This is a genomic window from Marivirga salinae (assembly GCF_030503855.1).
Lineage (GTDB): Bacteria > Bacteroidota > Bacteroidia > Cytophagales > Cyclobacteriaceae > Marivirga > Marivirga salinarum.
Window position 1 is genome coordinate 1,508,825 of sequence record NZ_CP129971.1, and the last position, 21,866, is coordinate 1,530,690.

Below are 21,866 nucleotides of genomic sequence, written 5' to 3' on the forward strand. Positions count from 1 at the left end.
CAATGGCCACATGGAATAGTCAATGTTTCAATATGCTGCTTAACAACCATTAAAGTTTTATTTTATTTATTTTGGTTGGCGTACATGGTTTATGACTATTTCATAAAGCCAATATATAAAAATTATTCTGAGAGAGATGAAAAAATCATGGGTTTCAATCTTTTAATTCTGCTTTCAGGAATTTGCCCGTGTAACTATTATCTAACTTAATAAGTTTTTCCGGAGTTCCCGTAAAAACAATTGAACCACCACCAGTTCCACCTTCAGGCCCTAAATCTATTAAGTAATCTGCTACTTTAATGACGTCCATATTATGCTCAATCACCAAAACGGTATTTCCTTTATCCACTAATTTTTGCAATACTTCCAAAAGATGTTCAATATCTTGAAAGTGAAGTCCAGTGGTAGGTTCATCTAAAATATAGAATGTATTTCCAGTATCTTTTTTCGATAATTCCGTTGCTAGTTTCACTCTTTGTGCTTCTCCACCAGATAGGGTAGTGGCATGTTGTCCTAAAGTGATATAACCTAGTCCTACTTCTGAAAGTGTCTGAATTTTCCTCAAGATTTTAGGTAGATTAGTGAAGAATTCAACTGCTTGCTCCACTGTCATGTCCAAAACATCTGAAATAGATTTTCCTTTGAAACGAACCTCCAGAGTTTCTCTATTGTATCTTTTGCCTTTACAAGTTTCGCAAGGAACGTGAACATCTGGCAAGAAGTCCATTTCAATCAATTTCATACCTGCTCCTTCGCAAGTTTCACATCTTCCGCCTTTCACATTGAATGAGAATCTACCTGGCTTATAACCTCTTATTTTAGCTTCAGGCAAATTGCTGAACAAAGCTCTGATATCTGTAAAAACTCCCGTATAAGTTGCTGGATTTGATCGTGGAGTTCTTCCAATAGGAGACTGATCCACTTCAATCACTTTATCCAAATGCTCCAATCCTTTAATGGATTGATGTTCCATCGGGTCTTTTTTGGAGCGATAGAATTTCTGGTTTAAAATAGGATAAAGTGTGTCGTGAATTAAGGTGGATTTCCCACTTCCTGAAACACCCGTTACACACATCATGGTGCCCAAAGGAAAGTCTACATTAACATTTTGTAAATTATTACCTTTAGCTCCTTTTAGTTGGAGTTTTTTGCCATTTCCCTTTCTTCTTTCTTTAGGGATTTCAATTTTTAATTCACCAGTTAAATATTTGGCAGTTTTGCTTCCCTGCTTTAAAAATTCATCAGGGGTTCCTGCTGCTACAATCTTCCCACCATGTCTTCCTGCACCTGGGCCAATGTCCAAAATGAAATCCGAAGCCAACATCATGTCTTTATCATGTTCCACCACCATCACAGTATTGCCCAAATCTCTTAAATCCTTTAAAGCAGAAATTAATTTAGCATTATCTCTTTGATGAAGACCAATGCTTGGCTCATCCAAAATATATAAAACACCTACTAATTGAGTTCCTATTTGAGTGGCTAATCTAATTCTTTGTGCTTCTCCACCAGAAAGGGTTTTTAACGGTCGGTCGAGTGATAAATAATCCAATCCAACATCCAACATAAAGCCCACGCGCTTCCGGATTTCTTTTAAAACTTCAGCACCGATAAGGTTTTGCTTGTCAGAAAGCCTTTCTTCAATATTTTCAAACCAATTCCCTAAATTGCTTATGCTCATTAAAGCTAATTCTGAGATATTTTTTCCGTCAATTAGAAAATGAAGTGATTCTTTCTTTAATCGTTGTCCATTACAATCCGGGCATTTCTGGACGACAGTATACTCTTCTAGCCAATCTCGCATTTTATCAGTGCCGCTTTCCTGTTGTTTTTGCAAGAATTTGATAATTCCTTCAAAGCTAGTACTCCATTGAGTGCCAGGGTATTTTTTAGAACTTACTTCTACTTTCATTTTGCTTCCATAAAGCAAAATATTGAGAACTTCTTCAGGAAATTTCTCAATTGGAGTAGTCAGATTGACATCCGTATTTTTTAATAAAGCATCTATTTTTTTGAAAATCCAGATATCTCGGTATTCACCTAAAGGAGCAATTCCACCTCTGCTAATGCTCAATTTAGGATTAGGGATTACGGTTTCTTTAGTGATGTTTTCTAATTCACCTAAGCCTTTACAAGTTGGGCAGGCCCCATAAGGAGAATTAAATGAGAAACTGTTGGGAGCTGGCTCATCATAAGCCAATCCTGTTTCAGGATCCATCAGGTTTTGAGAGAAATGTTGGATATTTCCATCTGTATCTCGCACCATCATGATGCCATTACCGTGTTTTAATGCGGTTTTGACAGATTGCGTGATACGATATTTATCTTTTTCATTGACGACAATTCTGTCTACCACAATTTCAATATCGTGGGTTTTGTAGCGATCCACTTGCATGCGGGCATCGATTTCCAAAATCACTCCATCCACTCTTGCTTTGGTGAAGCCCATTTTGCGTATCTGCTGGAAAAGCTCACGGTAATGTCCTTTTCTACCTTTTACCACAGGAGCTAAGATGCTCAATTTGGCATCAGGAAATTCACTGATCAAATGTCCGATAATTTGATCTTCGGTTTGGCGTTGCATTTTCTTACCTGTTTTGTAAGAAATGGCTTCACCTGCACGGGCGTACAGTACTCGCAAAAAGTCATAAATCTCTGTAAGAGTCCCAACTGTTGAGCGTGGGTTTTTAGAGGTCGTTTTTTGCTCTATGGAAATAACAGGAGAAAGCCCGTTAATTTTATCCACATCAGGTCGCTCCATATTGCCAATGAAAGAACGAGCATAGGCAGAAAAACTTTCCATATAGCGCCTTTGCCCCTCTGCATAAATGGTGTCAAAAGCTAAACTTGATTTGCCACTACCGCTAATTCCAGTGACTACGACTAGTTTATCACGAGGAATTGAAATATCTATATTTTTAAGATTATGCTCCCTTGCACCAATTACTTCAAGGTATTCTTCTTGACTGGCTGTGGTTGCATTTTGGACTTTATGATCTGCTTCTTTCACTAAACTCATTCTATAATTTTATAACCTGCTAATTTACAAAATAGCATAGAGGATTGTTTGGTTTTGGGAAAGATTTATTTTGGAATGGTATGAGTTTTAGGCTATAAGTTTTAAGTAAAACTTTCCTTAGCACTCGCGACACACGTGCGCTGCTAGCTTTCGGGAACACTTTCAAAATTCATCTACCTTTAACCAAAAAAACAGTCAAGTTGTATGATAAATCTCAGGTTATAAATAATCGCTCAATAATCTTCCATATAAAAATCAGAATTGTGAAAGCCTACTGATTAAAAACAACTAGTGTAAAAGGACTGTCGTATAATTGGTAGTGGTAATGATAAAATTGAAACTAGGAAAAATCTAGCTTTTGATAAGACAGTTCATGGCTAATGGAATTTATTTTTTTAAATCCAGTGGATTAAGTAAAGGGTTCTTAGATTTAATAGTTAAAATTTCAACAAATTCATTATGAGGTATTCAGTGAAATTATCAGGAATCGCTGTAATGTTATTGGTTTTGATTACAGCATGTGAAAAAGAAGAAATCAATGAGGCAAATCCACCTGTTGATGGTATTTATGAAGGCACCTTAAGCAGTTCACAATCTAAAACTGCAGGAGCGGCAGAAACCAGTTCAGCTACTGCCGAAATAACCATAAGTGGTGAAAATGAAATTCGTGTACATTGTTATTCAGACAGTTTTGACTCCACTTTTGTTATGAATTATTACCATCACAACGATAGCGTATACGTTTGTTTAACAGGCGATGACTTTGAAGAAATGTATGGGCACAAACTTGGTGGGGGTCACCATGGCGGAATGATGGATGACATCCATAAGGGAGAAACCGAATGGATGCATCACATGAGCGAAGAACATGATGATAGTGATGAACACTTTGGAGGATTTGATATGACAAATCATAGCTTTTCGTATACCTTTAAAATGAATATGAGCGACTCTTCGGAAGATTTACATTTTCAAGGTACAAAACAGTAGTTTTTTTTGAAACAACCATATCCCCGCTGGTGCACGCGTTTCGCGTGTGTCAGATAGTATTACAATTGATAATATTGAATTAAGCAATCAATTCTTATTACTCTTTCCTCTTCATCCCAAACCAAATAAATACCAACCCTAAAATAACATAAGGAATACTTAGCCATTGCCCCATATTGAGGGTCATATCTGCTTCGAAAGCGGATTGATCTGCTTTTACGAATTCTATAAAGAATCTGGCGGTGAACATTAAAACCAGCATTAATCCTAACACGAATCCCTTTTGGAATTTTTGTTTTTTATCTAGCCAAAATAGAATACCGAATATTACTAAATAAGAGAGGGCTTCATATAATTGTGCAGGGTGACGAGGTATATTATCAATATGCTTAAAGATAAAAGCCCAACTTACATTAGTAGCATTCCCGATAATTTCTGAATTCATTAAATTACCCAAACGAATACAAGCTGCAGCCAAAGGAATTACTAAAGCAATGGTGTCTAAAATCCAGAGTTTCGAGATTTTTTCTCGCCATGCAAAAATTAGAAGGGCAATAATGACTCCTGCTCCTCCGCCATGGCTAGCCAATCCTCTATAGCCAATAAATTCAAAGGATGGAGAAAACCTGAAAGGAAGCAGGATTTCCAACAAATGATTTTGGTAATAATCCCAATCATAGAAAATACAATGTCCTAATCGGGCACCGATTATGGTTCCTACCACCAAATAAACTGCAAGGTTATCCAGTAATTTTGTATCAACATCATCTCTTTTGAAACGCCATTTTACAAACTGATAGCCTAAAATAAAGCCTAATCCAAAGAGCAAGGAATACCACCGTAATTGGTAAAAGCCAAAATCTATTAAAGTGCCATCGGGGTTCCAGATGATGTAGTTGAGCATTTATTTTCTATTTAATTGAACTTGTCGGTTTATACTTTCCTCCAAAGATATAAAAGTCTCTGTTCTTTCAATTCCTTCTATGGGTTGAATAAAGTCGTGCAATATATTTTTTAAATGATTGGTGTCTCTACAAACTATTTTCACAAACATGGAATAGGCTCCTGTGGTGTAATGACAATCCACTATTTCCGGAATGGCTTTTAAAGCTGAGACTACATCATCATATAAAGAGCTTTTTTGTAGGTATACTCCCAAGAAAGCGGTTACGTCTAAACCTAATTTGGATAGATCTACTTGCAACTGCGAATTCTTAATCAAACCTAATTTTTCCATTTTCCGCATCCTAACATGCACAGTACCAGGCGAAACAAAGACTTCTTCGGCTACTTCGGTAAAAGGTCTGCGTGCATCCTGCATCAGGATATTTAATATGGCTAAATCGGTATTATCAAGTTGATAATTTTCCATGGGTTTGAAGGTGTTAAATTATTAAAAAATTAAAGATAATATATTAAAATTATGAATACTGTATTTTTTATCAATTATTATTAAATATTATTTAACGTATTGATGTTTTTATTACCTTTGAAATATCAGAAAGGCAAAAAGTGCTGGAAAGATTAAATATTGTAAGGTGATGGAATTGGCAAACATGCCCTCCTATCTCGGGGGTGGAGGTTTGGGATAAATCCCGAGTAAGCGCTATAATTTACTTCTAGTAGTTTATTGTGATTACTCGGGACTAACTACTCCTTGGAGGTTCGAATCCTCCCCTTACAGCTAGGGTTTAGGTAATATTGCAAAGAAACGCTTTGCAAATATTGAAACAATGATTAAAGAAAACCAGCCTACGCTAAAGCTGCGGTTGGTAAATATTGTAAGGTGATGGAATTGGCAAACATGCCCTCCTATCTCGGGGGTGGAGGTTTGGGACAAAGCGCAGACATTTCACGATAATTTACATAGTAGTTTATCGTGGAAACTGTAGCCTAACTACTCCTTGGAGGTTCGAATCCTCCCCTTACAGCTAGGGTTTAGGTAATATTGCAAAGAAACGCTTTGCGAATATTGAAACAATGATTAAAGAAAACCAGCCTACGCTAAAGCTGCGGTTGGTAAATATTGTAAGGTGATGGAATTGGCAAACATGCCCTCCTATCTCGGGGGTGGAGGTTTGGTACAAAGCGCAGACATTTCACGATAATTTACATAGTAGTTTATCGTGGAAACTGTAGCCTAACTACTCCTTGGAGGTTCGAATCCTCCCCTTACAGCTAGGGTTTAGGTAATATTGCAAAGAAACGCTTTGCGAATATTGAAACAATGATTAAAGAAAACCAGCCTACGCTAAAGCTATGGTTGGTAAATATTGTAAGGTGATGGAATTGGCAAACATGCCCTCCTGTCTCGGGGGTGGAGATTTGGGACAAAGCGCAGACATTTCACGATAATTTACATGGTAGTTTATCGTGGAAACTGTAGCCTAACTACTCCTTGGAGGTTCGAATCCTCCCCTTACAGCTACTATCTACCGATGCTTTAGAATAGGTGGGAATTATCTATAGAGATAGATTCCGTTAAAATTTAATTTGCTCATTTTACAAGTCTGCACTCCTTGAGCAATAAAGTTGAATAAAATTTCTTTTGCAGTATCTATTTCACAAAATTGATAGACTATTTCTTCCTGCACTTCTAACCTTGAAATTCTTTCCAAAGATGCAATTCCTATTTTCCATTCATGAAAGGGAGCCTTACTTAATTCTATTTGGTTGCTGAATTTTTCGATGATGTTGGTTTTATCCACAGTGGTTGTATGCATGATTTGATGATTTTATTTAGGTAAATCTCGTTTAATTCAGCTTTAATTCATATTAATTCTATATTTTATCGTTTAAGTGCAATATTTAAGCCATCAGTGTGACTAATGGCGGGATGTATTAAGTGATTTACAGATGTAAGTTTTGATGGTTTTAATAGTTTATGATTGATAGGCTGCTCGATATTTTAATCAGAGATTAAAATGGATAGATTCCTTTCTTCAAAGGAATGACGTTCTAATCTGGTAGATTGTGATAGAGTCTAGTAGGGAATGTCTAATCAAAAAGGGGGGTGGTTGATTTTAGCACTTTACAGACTTCCGTGCGTCATTCCCTTGCTGAAGGGAATCTCATCTTATTGAAACTTCGTTTCAATAATCCGTTTTATGGATTACTTTTCACTTTTATATTTAGCTTTTGATAATCTGCTATGGATATTTTAATCAGAGATTAAAATGAATAGATCCCTTTCTTCAAAGGGATGACGATCTTATCTGTTGGATTGCAATAGAGCGAAGTAGGAGAGAGTGTTCAATATTCCCTAAATAAATCAAAAAAAAAGAGGCTGATTAATCAGCCTCTTTTTTATTTTCTTGGTTAGTGTCTTCTTTATCTTGGTCTTTTTTGCCCTTCTTATCTTCTTTTTTCTTTTTCTTCGACTTGATAAAGAGTGTTTCGCTCTTACCATCATGATCTGCTATGATGGAATCACCAATTTTTATATTTTCATTTAAGATTTCTTCAGCTACTAAATCTTCCAAATACTTTTGGATGGCTCTGTTCAACGGTCTTGCACCATATTGTTGATCATATCCTTTCTTCGATAAGAAATCTTTAGCTGCGTCTGTTAAATCAATATCATACCCTAAAGACAACATTCTGTCAAAGACTTTTTTCAATGAAATGTCAATGATTTTGTGTAAATGCTCTCTTTCAAGATGGTTGAACACAATCACATCATCCAGCCTATTCAAGAACTCAGGACTGAAAGCTTTTTTCAGTGCATTTTGAATAGTGGATTTCATGACCTCATTTGAATTATCTTCTTTGGCGCTATTTGAGAAACCAATTCCAGCTCCAAAATCTTTCAAGTCACGAACCCCAATATTAGAAGTCATGATGATAATTGTATTTCTGAAATCAACCCTTCTTCCGAGTCCATCAGTTAAGATACCGTCATCCAATACTTGTAATAATAAGTTGAATACATCTGGGTGAGCTTTTTCAATCTCATCCAAAAGAACTACAGAATAAGGCTTTCTTCTTACTTTTTCAGTAAGTTGACCACCTTCTTCATATCCAACATAGCCTGGAGGCGCTCCAACTAATCTCGATACGGAAAATTTCTCCATATATTCACTCATATCAATTCTGATAAGAGCATCTTCCTTATCGAATAAATAAGTAGAAAGAACTTTTGCCAGCTCGGTTTTACCAACACCAGTTGGGCCTAAGAAAACGAATGAACCAATCGGTTTTTTCGGATCTTTTAAACCAATTCTTGTTCTTTGAATAGCTTTAGAAAGTTTTCCAATCGCTTCATCTTGTCCAATGACTTGCTTTTTCAAATCATCGCCCATTCCTTTCAACTTCACACTTTCATTTTGAGCTACACGCTTAGTTGGAACACCTGTCATCATGGCGATAACCTCGGCAACATTATCTTCTGTTACCGTGTATCGCTTAGCTTTAGTGTCTTCCTCCCATTTTCTTTTCTCTGCTTCTAGCTCATCTATAAGTTTTTTCTCAGTATCTCTTAATCGAGCTGCTTCTTCATATTTCTGACTTCTAACAACTTGATTTTTTTCTTTCTTGATGTCTTCTATTGAAGCTTCTAACTTCACAATTTCATCAGGAACATGGATATTATTCAAGTGAACTCTTGCACCTGCTTCATCCATTACATCAATGGCTTTATCAGGTAAAAATCTATCAGAGATATAACGATCACTTAATCTTACACAAGATTCAATTGCATCATCTGTAAAATTAACATTGTGATGTTCTTCGTATTTATCTTTGATGTTCATTAGAATCTCTCTGGTTTCTTCAGGAGTGGTAGCGTCTACCATTACCATTTGGAAACGTCTAGCTAATGCACCATCTTTTTCAATATATTGACGATACTCATCTAAAGTAGTGGCACCTATACATTGAATTTCGCCCCTTGCTAAGGCTGGTTTAAACATATTACTGGCATCCAAAGAACCTGAAGCGCCACCTGCACCTACTATAGTGTGCAACTCATCAATGAATAAGATAACATTTGGAGATTTCTCCAACTCATTCATTACGGCTTTCATTCTTTCCTCGAACTGACCTCTGTATTTTGTTCCGGCTACTAATGAAGCTAAATCCAAAGTCACTACTCTTTTACCAAAAAGAACTCTAGAAACTTTTCTTTGCACAATTCTTAATGCTAAACCTTCCGCAATGGCAGTTTTACCAACGCCTGGTTCACCAATTAAAATTGGATTGTTTTTCTTTCTTCTTGATAAAATTTGGGCTACACGCTCAATTTCTTTTTCACGACCAACTATTGGATCTAATTTATCTTCTTCAGCCATTTTCGTTAAATCGCGTCCGAAGTTATCTAAAACAGGTGTTTTAGATTTTTCACTAGTTTTGGATCCACTGGAGCCTCCACCACTAGTTTCTCTTGAGCCACTTCCGCCAAATATTTTACCTGAATCCTCATCGCTATCATCAGTATCTGAAGATGCCATAGGATTTTGGGTTTGATATTCTAATAGCTCTTTAATCACATCGTAATTCACATCAAATTTTTCCATCACTTGAGAAGCGATATTGTCTTCATCTCTCAAAATGGATAATAATAAATGCTCAGTTCCGATTAATTGACTTTTAAAAATTTTAGCTTCCAAATAAGTAATTTTCAATACTTTTTCAGATTGCTTTGTCAACGGTATATTGGCTAGATTCTTTACGTTATTCGTAGCGGTTCCTCTTGTGCTTCGTTCTAATTCCCCTCGAAGTTCATCGAGCGAAACCCCAAGCTTTTTCAAGAGACTGATCGCCACGCCTTCCCCTTCTCTTACCATTCCTAGTAATAAGTGCTCTGTACCAATATAGTCATGGCCTAATCTAAGCGCCTCTTCACGGCTCAAAGAAATTACCTCTTTAACTCTGTTTGAAAATTTTGCTTCCATATGCTTACTGCTCGATATTCTAACTTAATGCCCGAAGGCATATTTAAATGTAACTATTATAAAAACTAAATAAAAAACCTAAGGTTTAATTTATTTAAAAATTGACTGCTGAATGACAGTTTTTGTATTTGGTCCTTCATTCATCAACAAATCTATAACACTTAAGTTCGGTTCAAAATTGTTGCCAAAACTCTGGTTGTAGGCTTTTGGTTTATGAAATTGATTTAAAATTTCTGGTTTTTTAGGGTGTATTAACGACCTGGCATCCATAACGTTCTCTGAAACCTTTTTTTCATAACTGCCGCTTTCGGTAATTTTTATTTTTTGACCCGTAATTTTAAGACAGATTGTCAGTAAATCTAAATTCACATCCCATAAATAAAGATAGTCCTTTTCATAAATAGGTTGGAATTCATCTGCAAAAAATTCAAAAAAGGGTGATTTACCATAGCAAGTTTGTATGCTTCGCCAGTGTTTTTTGCTCCAGTTTTGACTATTATCTATTTTAATATCTCTTGTTTTGATCTTTTTATTAGCACCTTGAAGCGGAACAGTTAAGATTTCAATCTGCTGAGATGACAACAGATGACATCGATTTCTATAGGTTTGCTTTTCAAAAAACTCATTTGCTTCCAAAATCATTTCCTCTTTTCCTTCAAGGCTAGAAAAAAATGCTACTGAAGGTAAATACTGTAATTCTATTAAAATGGATTTATGCATTTAGAAATTAATTCCTCGAAATTTATAAAATGATTTCTCCTAATCCTTCTCTAACGATTTCCGCAGGCTCTTTAGTGCAATCTATTACAGTTGAAGGATTATTATTCCCATATCCACCATCAATTACTACATCCACTAAGTTTTTAAAGGATTCATAGATTTCTTCCGGGTCAGTAGGGTATTCTACTATATCGTCATCATCCTTTATGGAAGTTGTAATGAGTGGATTTCCCAAAGCTTTTACGAGAGCGATCGGGATATTATTATTTGGAATCCTGATTCCTACCGTTTTTTTATTGGCATTGACGATTTTCGGAACATTGCTATTGGCGGGCAATATAAATGTAAAGGGGCCTGGTAAATTTTTCTTCATCAACTTAAATGTTGGTGTAGAGAGATTTTTCACATAATCTGAAATATGGCTCATGTCTTCACAGATAAAGGATAGATTGATTTTCCCTGGTTTAATACCTTTTACCCAACAGAGTTTGTCGATGGCTTTTCTGTTGGTTAAATCACAACCCAAACCATAAATAGTATCAGTAGGATAAATTATAACTCCCCCATCCTTTAAAATGTCTACAATCTGTTGGATTTTCCTTGGGTCAGGATTTTCTTCGAATAATTTGATAAATTCAGCTGCCATATACAATATTAATCAATTTGAAATTAAATAGAATAGTTCAAGCCCAAACAAAATCCTTAAATTTGCATTTTAATTTAAGTCAATTGCATAGTATATGAAAAGAAATAAATTTCTAATAGGGTTTGTGATAGTGTTTTCTATCCTCATAACATCCTTCGTTTTCTATTTTTATCAGGTTTTTTTCTCTGAAAATATTTTAGTAGAAAAAGGTGATGAAGTGATTTTGATAGAGCAGGATATGGATTTTCAAGATTTGCAGGACATTGTTTATGATAGGGGAATAGTAAATGACATGCTGTCCTTTAGTTTTGTAGCAAAGCTGTTGGATTATCAAGAAAACATGAAGCCGGGTCTTTATTTGATGAAAAAAGACATGACCAATCTTCAAGCGGTTAGAATGTTGAGAGCTGGAGAACAAATACCTACTACCACTACTTTTAATAATGTTCGCTTAAAACCAGATTTGGCTGGTAAGATCACCGATAATCTTCAAGCTGATTCAGTTGAATTTCTGAGACTTTTGAATAATGATTCTTTGATAACTACTTATGGATTTACCCAAGAGAATATCCTTAGTATGTTTATCCCGAATACCTATGAAGTTTATTATACCATCTCAGAGCAAGCACTATTTGATAAGATGTATGCTGAATATCAAAGATTTTGGAATGATGAAAGAAAGCAAAAAGCAGAGGCTCTAGGGTTGTCTCCAACAGAAGTAAGTGCTTTGGCCTCTATAGTGCAAGCGGAAAGCATACAGTCTGATGAAAGACCTAAAATCGCAGAAGTGTATTTGAATAGATTGGACAGAAATATGAGGTTGCAGGCAGACCCTGCTTTGGTTTATGCAGTTGGGGATTTTACCATTAAAAGAGTGTTGAATGTTCATAAAGAGGTGGATTCGCCCTATAATTTATATAAATATAAGGGATTACCTCCTGGGCCAATCAATTTACCAGAAATTGAATCTATAGATGCCGTTTTAAATCCTGAGGAACATAACTATATCTATTTCTGTGCAAAACCTGATTTTTCAGGATATCATGCTTTTGCAACCAATTTAAGGCAGCATAATAATAATGCAAGAGCCTATCAAAATGCTTTAAATCGCTCAAATATTTACAAATAATTTATGTATCAATTTGAACACAAAATACGGGTTCGCTATGCCGAAACCGACCAAATGGGCTATGTTTATTATGGAAATTATGCCACTTATTTTGAAGTAGCAAGGGCAGAATCTATCCGTAGCTTAGGATTATCTTATAAAGAAATTGAAGAGGAGGGTGTGATTATGCCCGTTTTGGAAAATTATTCCAAGTATCTACGACCTGCCCGATATGATGATGAATTGACTATTAAATTATCTATACCTAAATTACCTGATACTAGGATTCGATATGAATATGAGGTTTTCAAAGATGATAAATTAATCCATAAAGGATTTACCGTTTTGGTTTTTGTAGATAGAAATACAGGAAAACCTTGTCAGATGCCCGAAATATTGGTTAAAATTATGCGTCCTTTTTTCAAATGAGGTTTAAGTATTTAAGAATTATATTGTCAATTGGCTTTTTGAGAAGGTTCATTCACTTCTTGAAAAGAAAGCGCCTCAAGAGAAGCGGTGTATCCTATTTCACCTTAATAAAAATTTTTATAGACGAACTTAGTGATCATAATTTAATTGAAAGGGCCAATAATGTAGCTTTTCAATTTACCTTAGCCATTTTTCCTACCATTATCTTTCTATTCACACTTATACCTTATTTGCCTATAGATAATTTAACCCAGGAGGTGATGGACTTATTACAAGAGACCATGCCTACTTCCATTTATCAAGAGGCAGAATCCACTATTTACGATATTTTATCAAAATCAAGAGGAGGTTTATTATCTGTCGGATTTATTTTTGCGCTTTATTTTGCGACCAACGGTACTAGTGCATTAATGTCTGCTTTCAATAAAACCTATCGCACAAAAGATAGCAGAGGTTTTTTTAAAGCTAAAGTAATTGCTATAGGATTAACTTTTCTGTTAGCCTTTGTTTTATTTTTATCAATAGTCTTATTAGTTGTTGCCCAGCAATTAATTTATTTCTTGGAAGATTTCGGTATCATAAGCGACAGCTTTGAGGTTTATATATTTATTGGATTAAGGTTTTTAGCCATATTTTTCCTTTTCCAAATTGCAATATCGGTTATCTATTATTGGGCGCCAGCAATTCATAAAAGATGGCATTTCTTTAATCCTGGTTCTATTTTGGCCACTTTTTTATGTTTGGCAGTTTCTTTTGGGTTCTCTTTTTACATCAATAATTTCGGTACCTACAATAAGCTTTATGGTTCAATTGGAGCATTGATAGCCATCATGATTTGGTTCTCCTTTTTGTCCCTGTTTTTAATTGTAGGTTTACAGTTGAATGTGAGTTTAGAAAAGGCCAGAAAAAAGAATAAAATTAAAGCTGAATAATATTTTTTAGGATTCCATTTGTATAAAAAATATTTTCACCTACATTTGCAATCCGATTCGCATAAAGCGAATCTTTTTTATTGATTTAGAGGCGTGGCAGAGTGGTCGATCGCGTTGGTCTTGAAAACCAATGTACCGCGAGGTACCGGGGGTTCGAATCCCTCCGCCTCTGCAATTAGCTAACCCTGATAGTGAAAACTGTCAGGGTTTTTTTGTGTCTAAAAATATCAGGAATTAATGAAAGGAGGGATGAGAACCCAGTTCGAAACCGCAGGTTCACGAGGGGCTGTGCGGCATGCCATGTGCGTATGAGTAATCCCTTCACCTCTGCATTAAACAACGAAACCTGTCGATATGGACGGTTTTTAGCGTTTATGGGTGTCAAGAGCGGGTGTCAAAACTTTTTTTCGTCTCTTTTTGCTTTTATTAATTCATCAATTTTCACCATCACATCACCTGTACCTAATTTCATTTCATCGAGGCTGATCTTCAACAATTTTATCTCATTTCCTTTTAGTTCTTCCAAGGTTTCCAAAGTGAATTCCCGTGATATTTTCAGTACTAAATCCTTATTCAAGGTTATAAATTTTTATAAAAAATTATAAATATCAATTTAGATGATTTTATTCTAAATTATAAAAATTTTTTCAGAGCATACATTAGCCTCTATAATGACTAATTTATAAACCCAAAAAATGACTGATGAGCTTATAAACTGGATTCTCTCAGTATTTATTACATCCTGCTAGATTAGTTACATTATTATCTTAATATTACCACGTGGAGAAGCTTTATAGCCAATTAAGAACGCATGTGTTAAGTCAATTTTATTGGGTTTAATCTTTTTTCCACAGATTCGATTCCATAGCTGTACATTTTAAATATAATTCTTATCGTCATAGCGATTTGGATTGCTAAAAATTCAATTTCAATGAGAAAAAATTACTGTAAATCGAGTTTACAATCACTCTACCTCATTATTGGGGTAATGTTCTTTAGTTCTTGTGGTGATGATGATGTTCCGTCAGATCCCACAATGCCGCAAGCCTGCTTTTCAACAGAAAATGAAGAGGTCTTCGCAGGTGTGGTAGCCTCTTTTAATTCAGACTGTTCTGAGAATGCGCAGTATTATGCCTGGGATTTTGGAGATGGTAATACATCTACTGAGGCTAACCCAACTCATACGTTTGATGAAGAGGGGATCTATAGTGTAACCCTCACTTTAGTAGATAGTCTTGAAAGAACCAATCAGAGCAGTAAGGATATTACCGTACTTGAAAATCCCTTTACAGAGCATTCTGGCTATATTGATTCGGATGAAGTGTGGGAAGAAGGTTATCATTTGGTGAAAGGAACGGTGAAATTGCGTAATGGCTCCCTAACTATAAAACCGGGCGCAGAGGTATTTATAAATGAGGGGCGTCACATCATTGTTGGAGATCGAGAAACTACGGTTACGGGTGGTGTAACACTAACTGCTGAAGGCACTAGTGATAAGCCCATTATTTTTAAGCCTGCTTCAGGTTCAAGCGAGCCAGGTTCGTGGGGGAATATTTTGTTCACAGGTGGGGCCTCTAATAATTCTAGCTTTAAGTACTGTGAAATATATTATGGTGGTGAAGCGGATTCATTTAGTTATCCAGATTTTGAATTCTACACAAGACATGGGTTAATTGACATCCAAGGTCAAGCAGTAAGTATTGAAAATACGCTTATTGAAGGGGCCGCTAATTTTGGCATACTTGCCAGCAATGTATTTAATAATGCATTCACCTCTTTTTCTAATAATACAATTAGAAATTCCGTGAATTATTCGATGTATCTGGATATTAAATATTTATTCAATATAGGGGATAATAACAGTGCAGATCAGGCAATTTACATTCGAGGCCAATATATGCCATCGAAAGTAAACTTTAAGAACATGGAGGCACCTTATTATATTTCATTTGGACTTGGAAGCACTGATGCTGGTACAGAATTAGTGATAGAGGCAGGTACTGAGATCCAATTTGCGGAAGGTACAGGAATTGGTGTTTCGAAAGGGAGTTTTACGGCTATAGGTACAGCCTCTAACCCAATACGCTTTACAAGTGCACAGGAAAGCAAATCTCCAGGCGATTGGAGTAGGCTGAATTTAGGGGCAGAAGCAACCTTAGAACATTGCATAATTGAATACGGAGGTAGTAGATCTAGTTCCAATGGAGAATTTCCAATGGTGGAATTAACCTCTGATAATCCGGTTATCTTTAGAAATAATACTATTCAGTTTTCTAATAATGCGGGTTTAAAAATCATTACGGATCAGGGTGAATGGAATGCAACAGTTTTGGATAATGAAATCAAGGAAACTTTGGGCTATGGTCTTATGATGGATCCGGCTATTGTAGGATATGTCCCTAATAGTAATACATTAAGCAATACTATGGGTAAAGCCATAGACTATGGCTCCATTAAACAGAATGTTACTTGGCCGGCAGATAGCTATACTTTAACAGGTAGTGTTAGGATTGTTCACACCGCTGAAACTTCTTTAACTATAGAGTCGGGTTCAGAAATATTAATGAATGACAACGTGAAATTTTGGATAGGTGGTGAATCATACTTATATGGTCATATCGTGGCTGATAATGTCACCTTTAAAAAAGCCGAAGAAGAACCATGGGCTAGGTTTGAAATCGAAGAATCTGTTGATCAGGGGAAGAATTCAATTACGAACTGTGTACTAGATGGAGGAGGTGCTAGTAATTTTGATTACATGACAGGTTTAATTTATTTAAGAAGTTTAGGAAGTACAGATGTACCTACCATTACAGGTAATACCCTTAAAAACTCTGTTACGCATGGAATATCATTCTATTTTACAGAGATGGATTTAACTCAAAATACATTTGAAAATAATGCAATGGGTGATATTTATGAGCATGGTCCATGATGTAAATTTGATAAAGCTAGACTAAGCATATGTGCAGGCTTAGTCTTCTTTTATAAAAATAGTATTCATTATTTACTTTTACCTGTATGATGATGCTTAGTCTACTACTTGATTGAAAAATGAGAATTCAAGGATTTTTTCAGGAGCTTTGCATTATCCTTTGAATATACATAATCTGCTTTAAGCCGAAATCTAGAATCAGTTGCTGTCACTCGGGAAATATTTGCCCCTTTTCCGAGCAGCAACGGTTTATTTAGACATCTTTTGTTCACTTCCTACTATCACGCTTTAAAATCTAATCTGAATTATGGAGGAAACGGATATACTATTGGCCTAGGATATGGGCGTGTAGATGTACGGTATAAAATCCATGGCGCTTTTAAAAAAAAATATTTAACAGCCTCATCACACTCTGATCTTAAAGTTAAGAAGCAACTTTCCAATTGACCTTAGATGATAGAGTAGTAGGTGTTTTGTCTTTCAAATAGGGGAAATGGATGTTTAAATATTCGAATGAATATAAAGTGCGCCAATTTGCCGCAATGATAAATTTCCCTAAACTAGATAAAATTAAGAAGAAAGGCGTAAATGAAAATGATTATCTGGAGCTGTTGAGCTTCTTTGGGAAAAGGACAATTACAAATCCATTTGAGCTTAATAATATTTCTCATTAAATATTTTTTTTCATGGAGGGGCTGGTGATTCAAATCCCATTGGGACTGGATTTATGTTTCACCTTTGTTTCACCTACTAATTTTAAACATATTTAAGTTATTGATATACAGTATTTTGTTCGGTTTAAAAACAATCTCTCTGCTTCTGCAATTAGCTAACCCTGATAGTGAAAACTGTCAGGGTTTTTTTGTCTTTTTAAACTATTGTTGCGCATAGGGTATCACAGGGTAGTTTACTCATTTCTTGGAAGCATGACCATTGGATTATCAATTGCTTACTGGAATTGGCATACAGGAGGATATTTAGACTTTGATGTATATGCTATCATTGCGGGTGAAATAATGGGGATAGTATATGGAGCCTTTTTGTTTCCTTTTTATATAAAGCCAAGCAAAAAAGAAGAGTTAACCAGCCCCCAGTTCCCGCCATGCTACTCTTATGGTTTAAGCAAGTATATGCGTATAATTTTTTTCATATTTTCTATTATCTCGTATCACTGCAAAAATTCGATGGATAATTTTTGAACGTATAGCATTAAGGACTGACATTTTGTTTTTCCCTTCGTCTATTTTTCTATCATAATATTGCCGTAATTCTCCTTTGGTTGATAGGATTGATAAGGCTGCCATATGATATAAAGTCTTTAGATTTTTATTGGCTTTAGGGGAGACTTTGTTTCTAGACCTGATACTGGAGCCTGAGTTATAACTAAACGGGGCACAACCGACATGACAAGCAAACTTTTTAGGGTTTTCAAACTTGCGAAAATTATCGGTAGCCACAATAGTAGCGATAGCTGTTTGTTTCCCAACCCCTTCTACAGATACTATTTTAGTAAATGAAGCTTGTATTTCTTCATCATTTTTGATGATTTCATCTATTTTGTTTTCTACTTGTTTAATGGCTTTTTGGAGACAAGAGGTGAGTTTTAATATTCGTTTTTTCTTATCTTTAAAGTAGTCCAAGTCCAAAAATCCATCCTCTTGTTTTAACTGGGCTTTGTATTTGGCCATATCTTGTAGTAGTAGGCTTCTCTCCGTGTGCAGATGTTTTATCTGATTGATAGCCTTAGAGTTACTTTTTATAAGGCGTACTTTATCTACAAACCGTCTGGCATATTCAGCTATTCTTACAGCATCAACTCTATCATTTTTACCACGTATTAACCCCTGTGAATGGCGAATATCGTAAGGCGATTCTAACCAAAAATCCAAATCTAAGCTAAGTGCTACATCCAACAGTTTATTACCAAAATGTCCAGTATGCTCAGCACATATTAAGGTGTTCTCCTTTTTGAGGTTATATTCGGTAAAGAACTGTTCAAATTCTTTTAAGAGTGAGGTTCGATCGTTTGACCACTGAACGCTAATTATTTCTCCTTCCATTGTAAGTAGGGCAATATCCAGTACTGTCTTACTAATATCAATACCAATAAAGTTTGAGTAATTCATAGATCTGAGTAATTTTAAATTGAACAAAAAAACTGGGGGTTAAGAAATCTGAACTATTACCTAATAACCTTATCGGTGACAAACTCTTATACAGGTCTGAGTTCAGAGGGGAAACAAGTATTTAGAAGCATGATGAATCTTTTTCACTGCATGGTATAAGTCACTTGAATCCCTCTTAACCAACAGAAATATAAAACCTATTTCTTGAAATATTATAACAGTACTAAGCTAAGGTCTGCATGGTGGGATATTTTGAAGCTGAATAAGTTGAGATAAGATTTTTTTAATTACAATAAAGGTTACCGTATAAACTAAGTTCTTATTAACTTTGACAGTTAATTGTATTTTATGATTGATTTTTTAACAATTTAAGGAGTATTTTTAGATTAGAAGAAACAATTATTAATATTAAAAATCACATAATTTTGCTATCCCCAGTTCCCACATTGTTCCAGAGGATGTATTCACTTTTTATACTATTCTCCTGCTCCCACCACCCAGGGTGCATAACTTATTATAATCGAACTTAAGCGACAAAAAACACCAACTTATGAGAAACAAGTTAAAAATTTTATTGTTGTTATGCCTTTTCATAGCGGCAAAGGGTTTAGCTCAGTCAGACCAGGTAAAGCTGCACAATGGTGTAGGGGGGGTGCAAATAGGAGTGTTTAGTACCCAACTATTTCAAGAACGCGTTATTTCCAGCAATACTTTAATTAAATACGAATGTGGAGTCAATTTTCAATTTAGAAGTATAGAGAGTATTGATAATCTAGCATTTTTTTTAATTCATGAAATAGGATTCACTATTAGGAAATATTCGAATTTATTGAATAAGGGAGTTAGTCTCAAAGACAAAGGAAATAATAGCGGTAACTTTATAGGAGTAAACATTTTTAATGACATCAGAAAAATCTCTTTCTCTCCTAAGTATGATGTGGGTCATTGGTCATTTATTAATGTATTAGGAGAAGTGGGGTTCCGAAGAATGCTTAGTGAAAAATTGGCGATTGAATTAAGTGCTGCTGCAGGATTTAGTAAACAATTATACAAGCCACTTTTCGATGATATCGCTTTGATAGCAGACCTGGAATTTAACTTTATTTTCTTAAGGAAAAGTCATTCAAATTAGAAGAGATTTTCCCCCTGTTCCCGCCATGCTCCGCATGGTGGGAATACTTTTTTTAAAAGAACCTTGTCCTCATCATCACCTCCAACTTCCCCATACCAACTTCTTGCAAATCTCCCTAAATAATCACAACTTTAGTATTTAATTTGTTTTAACTAAAACCTAAGCTCATGAGAACCATTGAATTGGATGCGCTTTCCTTTATTGCTTCCCCAAATGAGAAAAAGATTATCCTGCTAAGAGCGGAGCAAGCTGATGATCAAAATTTTTTAGAAAACTTTGTCCTTCCCATTATTTAAAAAAGAGAGATTTGTTAAGTAATTACTTAACAATTTTTATTATGTTTGCGTTAGAAAGAGTAAAAGAGATTAAGGGTAAGATAGACTTTTTCGTATTAGTTAAAAATGAAGTTAACCAATATGAAGAAGTAAAGAAACAACTTCAAAAGGAGGGTAATTATGAATCGGAACTTAATACTATTCAAACACGGCTTCAATCAATGGCTGAACTTCAGTCACTGCCAGAAACAAAATGTAGACAACTACATCCCAAAAGTGAGAAAGACTACGAAATAAAGACAAAGAATTTGCGGCTCTATCTTTTCCATCTAGAGAATAAGGGTAGAGTAATCGTTTTTCTCGGTAAAAAGACCAATCAAAAGAAGGACATCAAAAGATTTAGATCAATAAAGAAGGAATATCTGGAGCAATTATGAAAAAGAGAGAAGAACTATATAAAACTACAGAATATTGGCTTGAAAATATTCAAAATGACATTTATAGACATGTACAAGAATACATGGAAGAAAATAACCTAAATAAGGCTGGATTAGCAAGGGAACTAGGATTTTCTAGACCTTATATTACTCAAGTTTTGAATGGAGAGTTCAATTTTTCTCTCAAGAAATTAATTGAACTCTCACTAGCTGTTGGAAAAGTGCCAATTATAAATTTTAAAATGTTAGAAGACTTTATTGTAAGTAAGGAAGACGATTTAAACTATTTACAAAATGGTTTGCATGTCTCTTTTAACATTAACAATGTTCAACTTGGAGAAACCCGAATTGAAGAGGAATCTCAGCAATTTGCTTAATTATGAATAAGTTAAAAACTTTAAATGTCATCAATATATTTGAATTGGGTTTTCAGTTACATGAAACACCTGATTTGAATAAAAAAGAAAATAGTAAAGATTTAGTACTAGATTTTAATATTGGTTTAGATATTAAGGATGAAGGAAAGATAGTTGGTATTACAATTAATTCAACTTTTCATCTTAAAAAAGATAAAACTAAGGTGGTGGCATCTTCTAAAGTTAAAACAGAATTTCAACTTACTTATGAAAATGAGGTTAAGCTTGAGGATGATGGAAAATTGAATTTACCCGATCAACACTGGATAACAATGCTTAGTCTTGCCATAAGTCATGCAAGAGCCCTGATGGCGAGATCTACAAACGGAACAATTCATCATAATTTAATACTACCCATTGTAAATCCCAGTGAGATATTTAAAAATACATTGAAGCAGCAATAAAAAATCTTTATCGTCCATGACATCCTTAGGTCTTAAAGGTAATAAAAGTAAAAAAACTACCTTTCATCTAACCTTAGATGATATGTCGGTAGGGACTTTACATTTTAAAGACGGGTGCTGGGTGTTTTAATATTCGAATGAATATAAAGTGAGCCAATTTGCCGCATTGGCAAATTTTCCCACTCTAGATAAAATTTATAAAAGTGAGGAGCTTTGGCCATTCTTTTCTTCAAGGATTCCTTCATTAGCTCTAAAGAATATTCAAGATAAAATTAAGAAGAAAGGCGTAAATGAAAATGATTATCTGGAGCTGTTGAGCTTCTTTGGGAAAAGGACAATTACAAATCCATTTGAGCTTAATAACATCTCACATTAGTTTTTTTGTGAATACGCGAAGCAAAAATCA

General features: G+C 35.0%; 21 protein-coding genes and 1 tRNA gene. 13 read left to right on the forward strand and 9 right to left on the reverse strand.

The window, feature by feature from the left end:
- Nucleotides 1-154: 154 nt before the first annotated feature.
- The gene (uvrA, locus tag QYS49_RS06445; protein ID WP_308350897.1) at nucleotides 155-3,019 is read right to left on the reverse strand and encodes an excinuclease ABC subunit UvrA; all 2,865 of its coding nucleotides are present in this window, start codon (nucleotides 3,017-3,019) and stop codon (nucleotides 155-157) included.
- A 459-nt stretch (nucleotides 3,020-3,478) separates the two neighbouring features.
- Between uvrA and QYS49_RS06450 the strand changes: the two genes are divergently transcribed.
- Nucleotides 3,479-4,009, forward strand: a complete 531-nt coding sequence (locus QYS49_RS06450; protein ID WP_308350898.1) for a hypothetical protein — start codon at nucleotides 3,479-3,481, stop codon at nucleotides 4,007-4,009.
- Between the two features lie 97 nt (nucleotides 4,010-4,106).
- Here QYS49_RS06450 and lgt read toward each other — a convergent pair whose 3' ends face one another.
- The 6 genes from lgt to QYS49_RS06480 all read right to left on the reverse strand — a co-directional run bounded on the left by lgt (nucleotide 4,107) and on the right by QYS49_RS06480 (nucleotide 11,266).
- Nucleotides 4,107-4,913, reverse strand: coding sequence for a prolipoprotein diacylglyceryl transferase (lgt, locus tag QYS49_RS06455; protein ID WP_308350899.1), 807 nt, complete (start codon nucleotides 4,911-4,913; stop codon nucleotides 4,107-4,109).
- Nucleotides 4,914-5,381, reverse strand: a complete 468-nt coding sequence (locus tag QYS49_RS06460; protein WP_308350900.1) for an Lrp/AsnC ligand binding domain-containing protein — start codon at nucleotides 5,379-5,381, stop codon at nucleotides 4,914-4,916.
- A gap of 1,087 nt (nucleotides 5,382-6,468) precedes the next feature.
- Nucleotides 6,469-6,732: a hypothetical protein gene (locus tag QYS49_RS06465; RefSeq protein WP_308350901.1), complete on the reverse strand. Its 264-nt coding sequence runs from the start codon at nucleotides 6,730-6,732 to the stop codon at nucleotides 6,469-6,471.
- Between the two features lie 567 nt (nucleotides 6,733-7,299).
- Nucleotides 7,300-9,900 (reverse strand): ATP-dependent Clp protease ATP-binding subunit, encoded by a 2,601-nt coding sequence (locus tag QYS49_RS06470; RefSeq protein ID WP_308350902.1) that lies wholly within the window; start codon nucleotides 9,898-9,900, stop codon nucleotides 7,300-7,302.
- 90 nt (nucleotides 9,901-9,990) lie between these two features.
- A complete protein-coding gene (locus QYS49_RS06475; RefSeq protein ID WP_308350903.1) occupies nucleotides 9,991-10,620 on the reverse strand; it encodes a WbqC family protein in 630 nt (209 codons plus the stop codon).
- A gap of 22 nt (nucleotides 10,621-10,642) precedes the next feature.
- Entirely contained in the window at nucleotides 10,643-11,266 is a 624-nt protein-coding gene (locus QYS49_RS06480) for an L-threonylcarbamoyladenylate synthase (RefSeq protein WP_308350904.1), read from the reverse strand.
- Nucleotides 11,267-11,360: 94 nt separating this feature from the next.
- Between QYS49_RS06480 and mltG the strand changes: the two genes are divergently transcribed.
- The 4 genes from mltG to QYS49_RS06500 all read left to right on the forward strand — a co-directional run bounded on the left by mltG (nucleotide 11,361) and on the right by QYS49_RS06500 (nucleotide 13,907).
- Complete coding sequence (mltG, locus tag QYS49_RS06485; protein ID WP_308350905.1) at nucleotides 11,361-12,395, forward strand: endolytic transglycosylase MltG; 1,035 nt, start codon at nucleotides 11,361-11,363, stop codon at nucleotides 12,393-12,395.
- Nucleotides 12,396-12,398: 3 nt separating this feature from the next.
- On the forward strand, nucleotides 12,399-12,803 hold the full coding sequence (locus QYS49_RS06490) for an acyl-CoA thioesterase (protein ID WP_308350906.1): 405 nt from the start codon (nucleotides 12,399-12,401) through the stop codon (nucleotides 12,801-12,803).
- A gap of 59 nt (nucleotides 12,804-12,862) precedes the next feature.
- Nucleotides 12,863-13,735 (forward strand): YihY/virulence factor BrkB family protein, encoded by an 873-nt coding sequence (locus tag QYS49_RS06495; protein WP_308350907.1) that lies wholly within the window; start codon nucleotides 12,863-12,865, stop codon nucleotides 13,733-13,735.
- Nucleotides 13,736-13,822: 87 nt separating this feature from the next.
- A tRNA-Ser gene (locus tag QYS49_RS06500) sits at nucleotides 13,823-13,907 on the forward strand.
- A gap of 222 nt (nucleotides 13,908-14,129) precedes the next feature.
- On the opposite strand, the gene QYS49_RS06505 is transcribed toward QYS49_RS06500, so the two are convergent.
- The gene (locus tag QYS49_RS06505; RefSeq protein WP_308350908.1) at nucleotides 14,130-14,312 is read right to left on the reverse strand and encodes a hypothetical protein; all 183 of its coding nucleotides are present in this window, start codon (nucleotides 14,310-14,312) and stop codon (nucleotides 14,130-14,132) included.
- Nucleotides 14,313-14,666: 354 nt separating this feature from the next.
- On the opposite strand from QYS49_RS06505, the gene QYS49_RS06510 reads away from it, so the two are divergent.
- Both QYS49_RS06510 and QYS49_RS06515 read left to right on the forward strand, forming a co-directional pair.
- Entirely contained in the window at nucleotides 14,667-16,670 is a 2,004-nt protein-coding gene (locus QYS49_RS06510) for a beta-helix domain-containing protein (RefSeq protein WP_308350909.1), read from the forward strand.
- A gap of 497 nt (nucleotides 16,671-17,167) precedes the next feature.
- The gene (locus QYS49_RS06515) at nucleotides 17,168-17,344 is read left to right on the forward strand and encodes a hypothetical protein (RefSeq protein WP_308350910.1); all 177 of its coding nucleotides are present in this window, start codon (nucleotides 17,168-17,170) and stop codon (nucleotides 17,342-17,344) included.
- Nucleotides 17,345-17,788: 444 nt separating this feature from the next.
- Here QYS49_RS06515 and QYS49_RS06520 read toward each other — a convergent pair whose 3' ends face one another.
- Complete coding sequence (locus tag QYS49_RS06520; protein ID WP_308350911.1) at nucleotides 17,789-18,796, reverse strand: IS110 family RNA-guided transposase; 1,008 nt, start codon at nucleotides 18,794-18,796, stop codon at nucleotides 17,789-17,791.
- Nucleotides 18,797-19,346: 550 nt separating this feature from the next.
- Between QYS49_RS06520 and QYS49_RS06525 the strand changes: the two genes are divergently transcribed.
- The 6 genes from QYS49_RS06525 to QYS49_RS06550 all read left to right on the forward strand — a co-directional run bounded on the left by QYS49_RS06525 (nucleotide 19,347) and on the right by QYS49_RS06550 (nucleotide 21,836).
- Nucleotides 19,347-19,928 carry a hypothetical protein gene (locus QYS49_RS06525; RefSeq protein ID WP_308350912.1) on the forward strand — a complete coding sequence of 194 codons (582 nt, stop codon included), beginning with the start codon at nucleotides 19,347-19,349 and terminating at the stop codon, nucleotides 19,926-19,928.
- A gap of 167 nt (nucleotides 19,929-20,095) precedes the next feature.
- Entirely contained in the window at nucleotides 20,096-20,224 is a 129-nt protein-coding gene (locus tag QYS49_RS06530) for a hypothetical protein (RefSeq protein ID WP_308350913.1), read from the forward strand.
- A 41-nt stretch (nucleotides 20,225-20,265) separates the two neighbouring features.
- The gene (locus QYS49_RS06535; protein WP_308350914.1) at nucleotides 20,266-20,640 is read left to right on the forward strand and encodes a hypothetical protein; all 375 of its coding nucleotides are present in this window, start codon (nucleotides 20,266-20,268) and stop codon (nucleotides 20,638-20,640) included.
- Nucleotides 20,637-21,017, forward strand: coding sequence for a helix-turn-helix domain-containing protein (locus tag QYS49_RS06540; protein ID WP_308350915.1), 381 nt, complete (start codon nucleotides 20,637-20,639; stop codon nucleotides 21,015-21,017). Before QYS49_RS06535 ends, QYS49_RS06540 begins: the two co-directional genes overlap by 4 nt.
- A 2-nt stretch (nucleotides 21,018-21,019) precedes the next feature.
- The gene (locus QYS49_RS06545) at nucleotides 21,020-21,460 is read left to right on the forward strand and encodes a hypothetical protein (protein ID WP_308350916.1); all 441 of its coding nucleotides are present in this window, start codon (nucleotides 21,020-21,022) and stop codon (nucleotides 21,458-21,460) included.
- A gap of 148 nt (nucleotides 21,461-21,608) precedes the next feature.
- Nucleotides 21,609-21,836 carry a hypothetical protein gene (locus QYS49_RS06550; protein ID WP_308350917.1) on the forward strand — a complete coding sequence of 76 codons (228 nt, stop codon included), beginning with the start codon at nucleotides 21,609-21,611 and terminating at the stop codon, nucleotides 21,834-21,836.
- Nucleotides 21,837-21,866 lie beyond the last annotated feature (30 nt).

Bases quoted from the DNA above. Each gene is read 5' to 3' on its own strand.
- uvrA (WP_308350897.1), bottom strand. From the start codon at position 3,019: ATGAGTTTAGTGAAAGAAGCAGATCATAAAGTCCAAAATGCAACCACA.
- QYS49_RS06450 (WP_308350898.1), top strand. From the start codon at position 3,479: ATGAGGTATTCAGTGAAATTATCAGGAATCGCTGTAATGTTATTGGTT.
- lgt (WP_308350899.1), bottom strand. From the start codon at position 4,913: ATGCTCAACTACATCATCTGGAACCCCGATGGCACTTTAATAGATTTT.
- QYS49_RS06460 (WP_308350900.1), bottom strand. From the start codon at position 5,381: ATGGAAAATTATCAACTTGATAATACCGATTTAGCCATATTAAATATC.
- QYS49_RS06465 (WP_308350901.1), bottom strand. From the start codon at position 6,732: ATGCATACAACCACTGTGGATAAAACCAACATCATCGAAAAATTCAGC.
- QYS49_RS06470 (WP_308350902.1), bottom strand. From the start codon at position 9,900: ATGGAAGCAAAATTTTCAAACAGAGTTAAAGAGGTAATTTCTTTGAGC.
- QYS49_RS06475 (WP_308350903.1), bottom strand. From the start codon at position 10,620: ATGCATAAATCCATTTTAATAGAATTACAGTATTTACCTTCAGTAGCA.
- QYS49_RS06480 (WP_308350904.1), bottom strand. From the start codon at position 11,266: ATGGCAGCTGAATTTATCAAATTATTCGAAGAAAATCCTGACCCAAGG.
- mltG (WP_308350905.1), top strand. From the start codon at position 11,361: ATGAAAAGAAATAAATTTCTAATAGGGTTTGTGATAGTGTTTTCTATC.
- QYS49_RS06490 (WP_308350906.1), top strand. From the start codon at position 12,399: ATGTATCAATTTGAACACAAAATACGGGTTCGCTATGCCGAAACCGAC.
- QYS49_RS06510 (WP_308350909.1), top strand. From the start codon at position 14,667: ATGAGAAAAAATTACTGTAAATCGAGTTTACAATCACTCTACCTCATT.
- QYS49_RS06515 (WP_308350910.1), top strand. From the start codon at position 17,168: ATGTTTAAATATTCGAATGAATATAAAGTGCGCCAATTTGCCGCAATG.
- QYS49_RS06520 (WP_308350911.1), bottom strand. From the start codon at position 18,796: ATGAATTACTCAAACTTTATTGGTATTGATATTAGTAAGACAGTACTG.
- QYS49_RS06525 (WP_308350912.1), top strand. From the start codon at position 19,347: ATGAGAAACAAGTTAAAAATTTTATTGTTGTTATGCCTTTTCATAGCG.
- QYS49_RS06530 (WP_308350913.1), top strand. From the start codon at position 20,096: ATGAGAACCATTGAATTGGATGCGCTTTCCTTTATTGCTTCCCCAAAT.
- QYS49_RS06535 (WP_308350914.1), top strand. From the start codon at position 20,266: ATGTTTGCGTTAGAAAGAGTAAAAGAGATTAAGGGTAAGATAGACTTT.
- QYS49_RS06540 (WP_308350915.1), top strand. From the start codon at position 20,637: ATGAAAAAGAGAGAAGAACTATATAAAACTACAGAATATTGGCTTGAA.
- QYS49_RS06545 (WP_308350916.1), top strand. From the start codon at position 21,020: ATGAATAAGTTAAAAACTTTAAATGTCATCAATATATTTGAATTGGGT.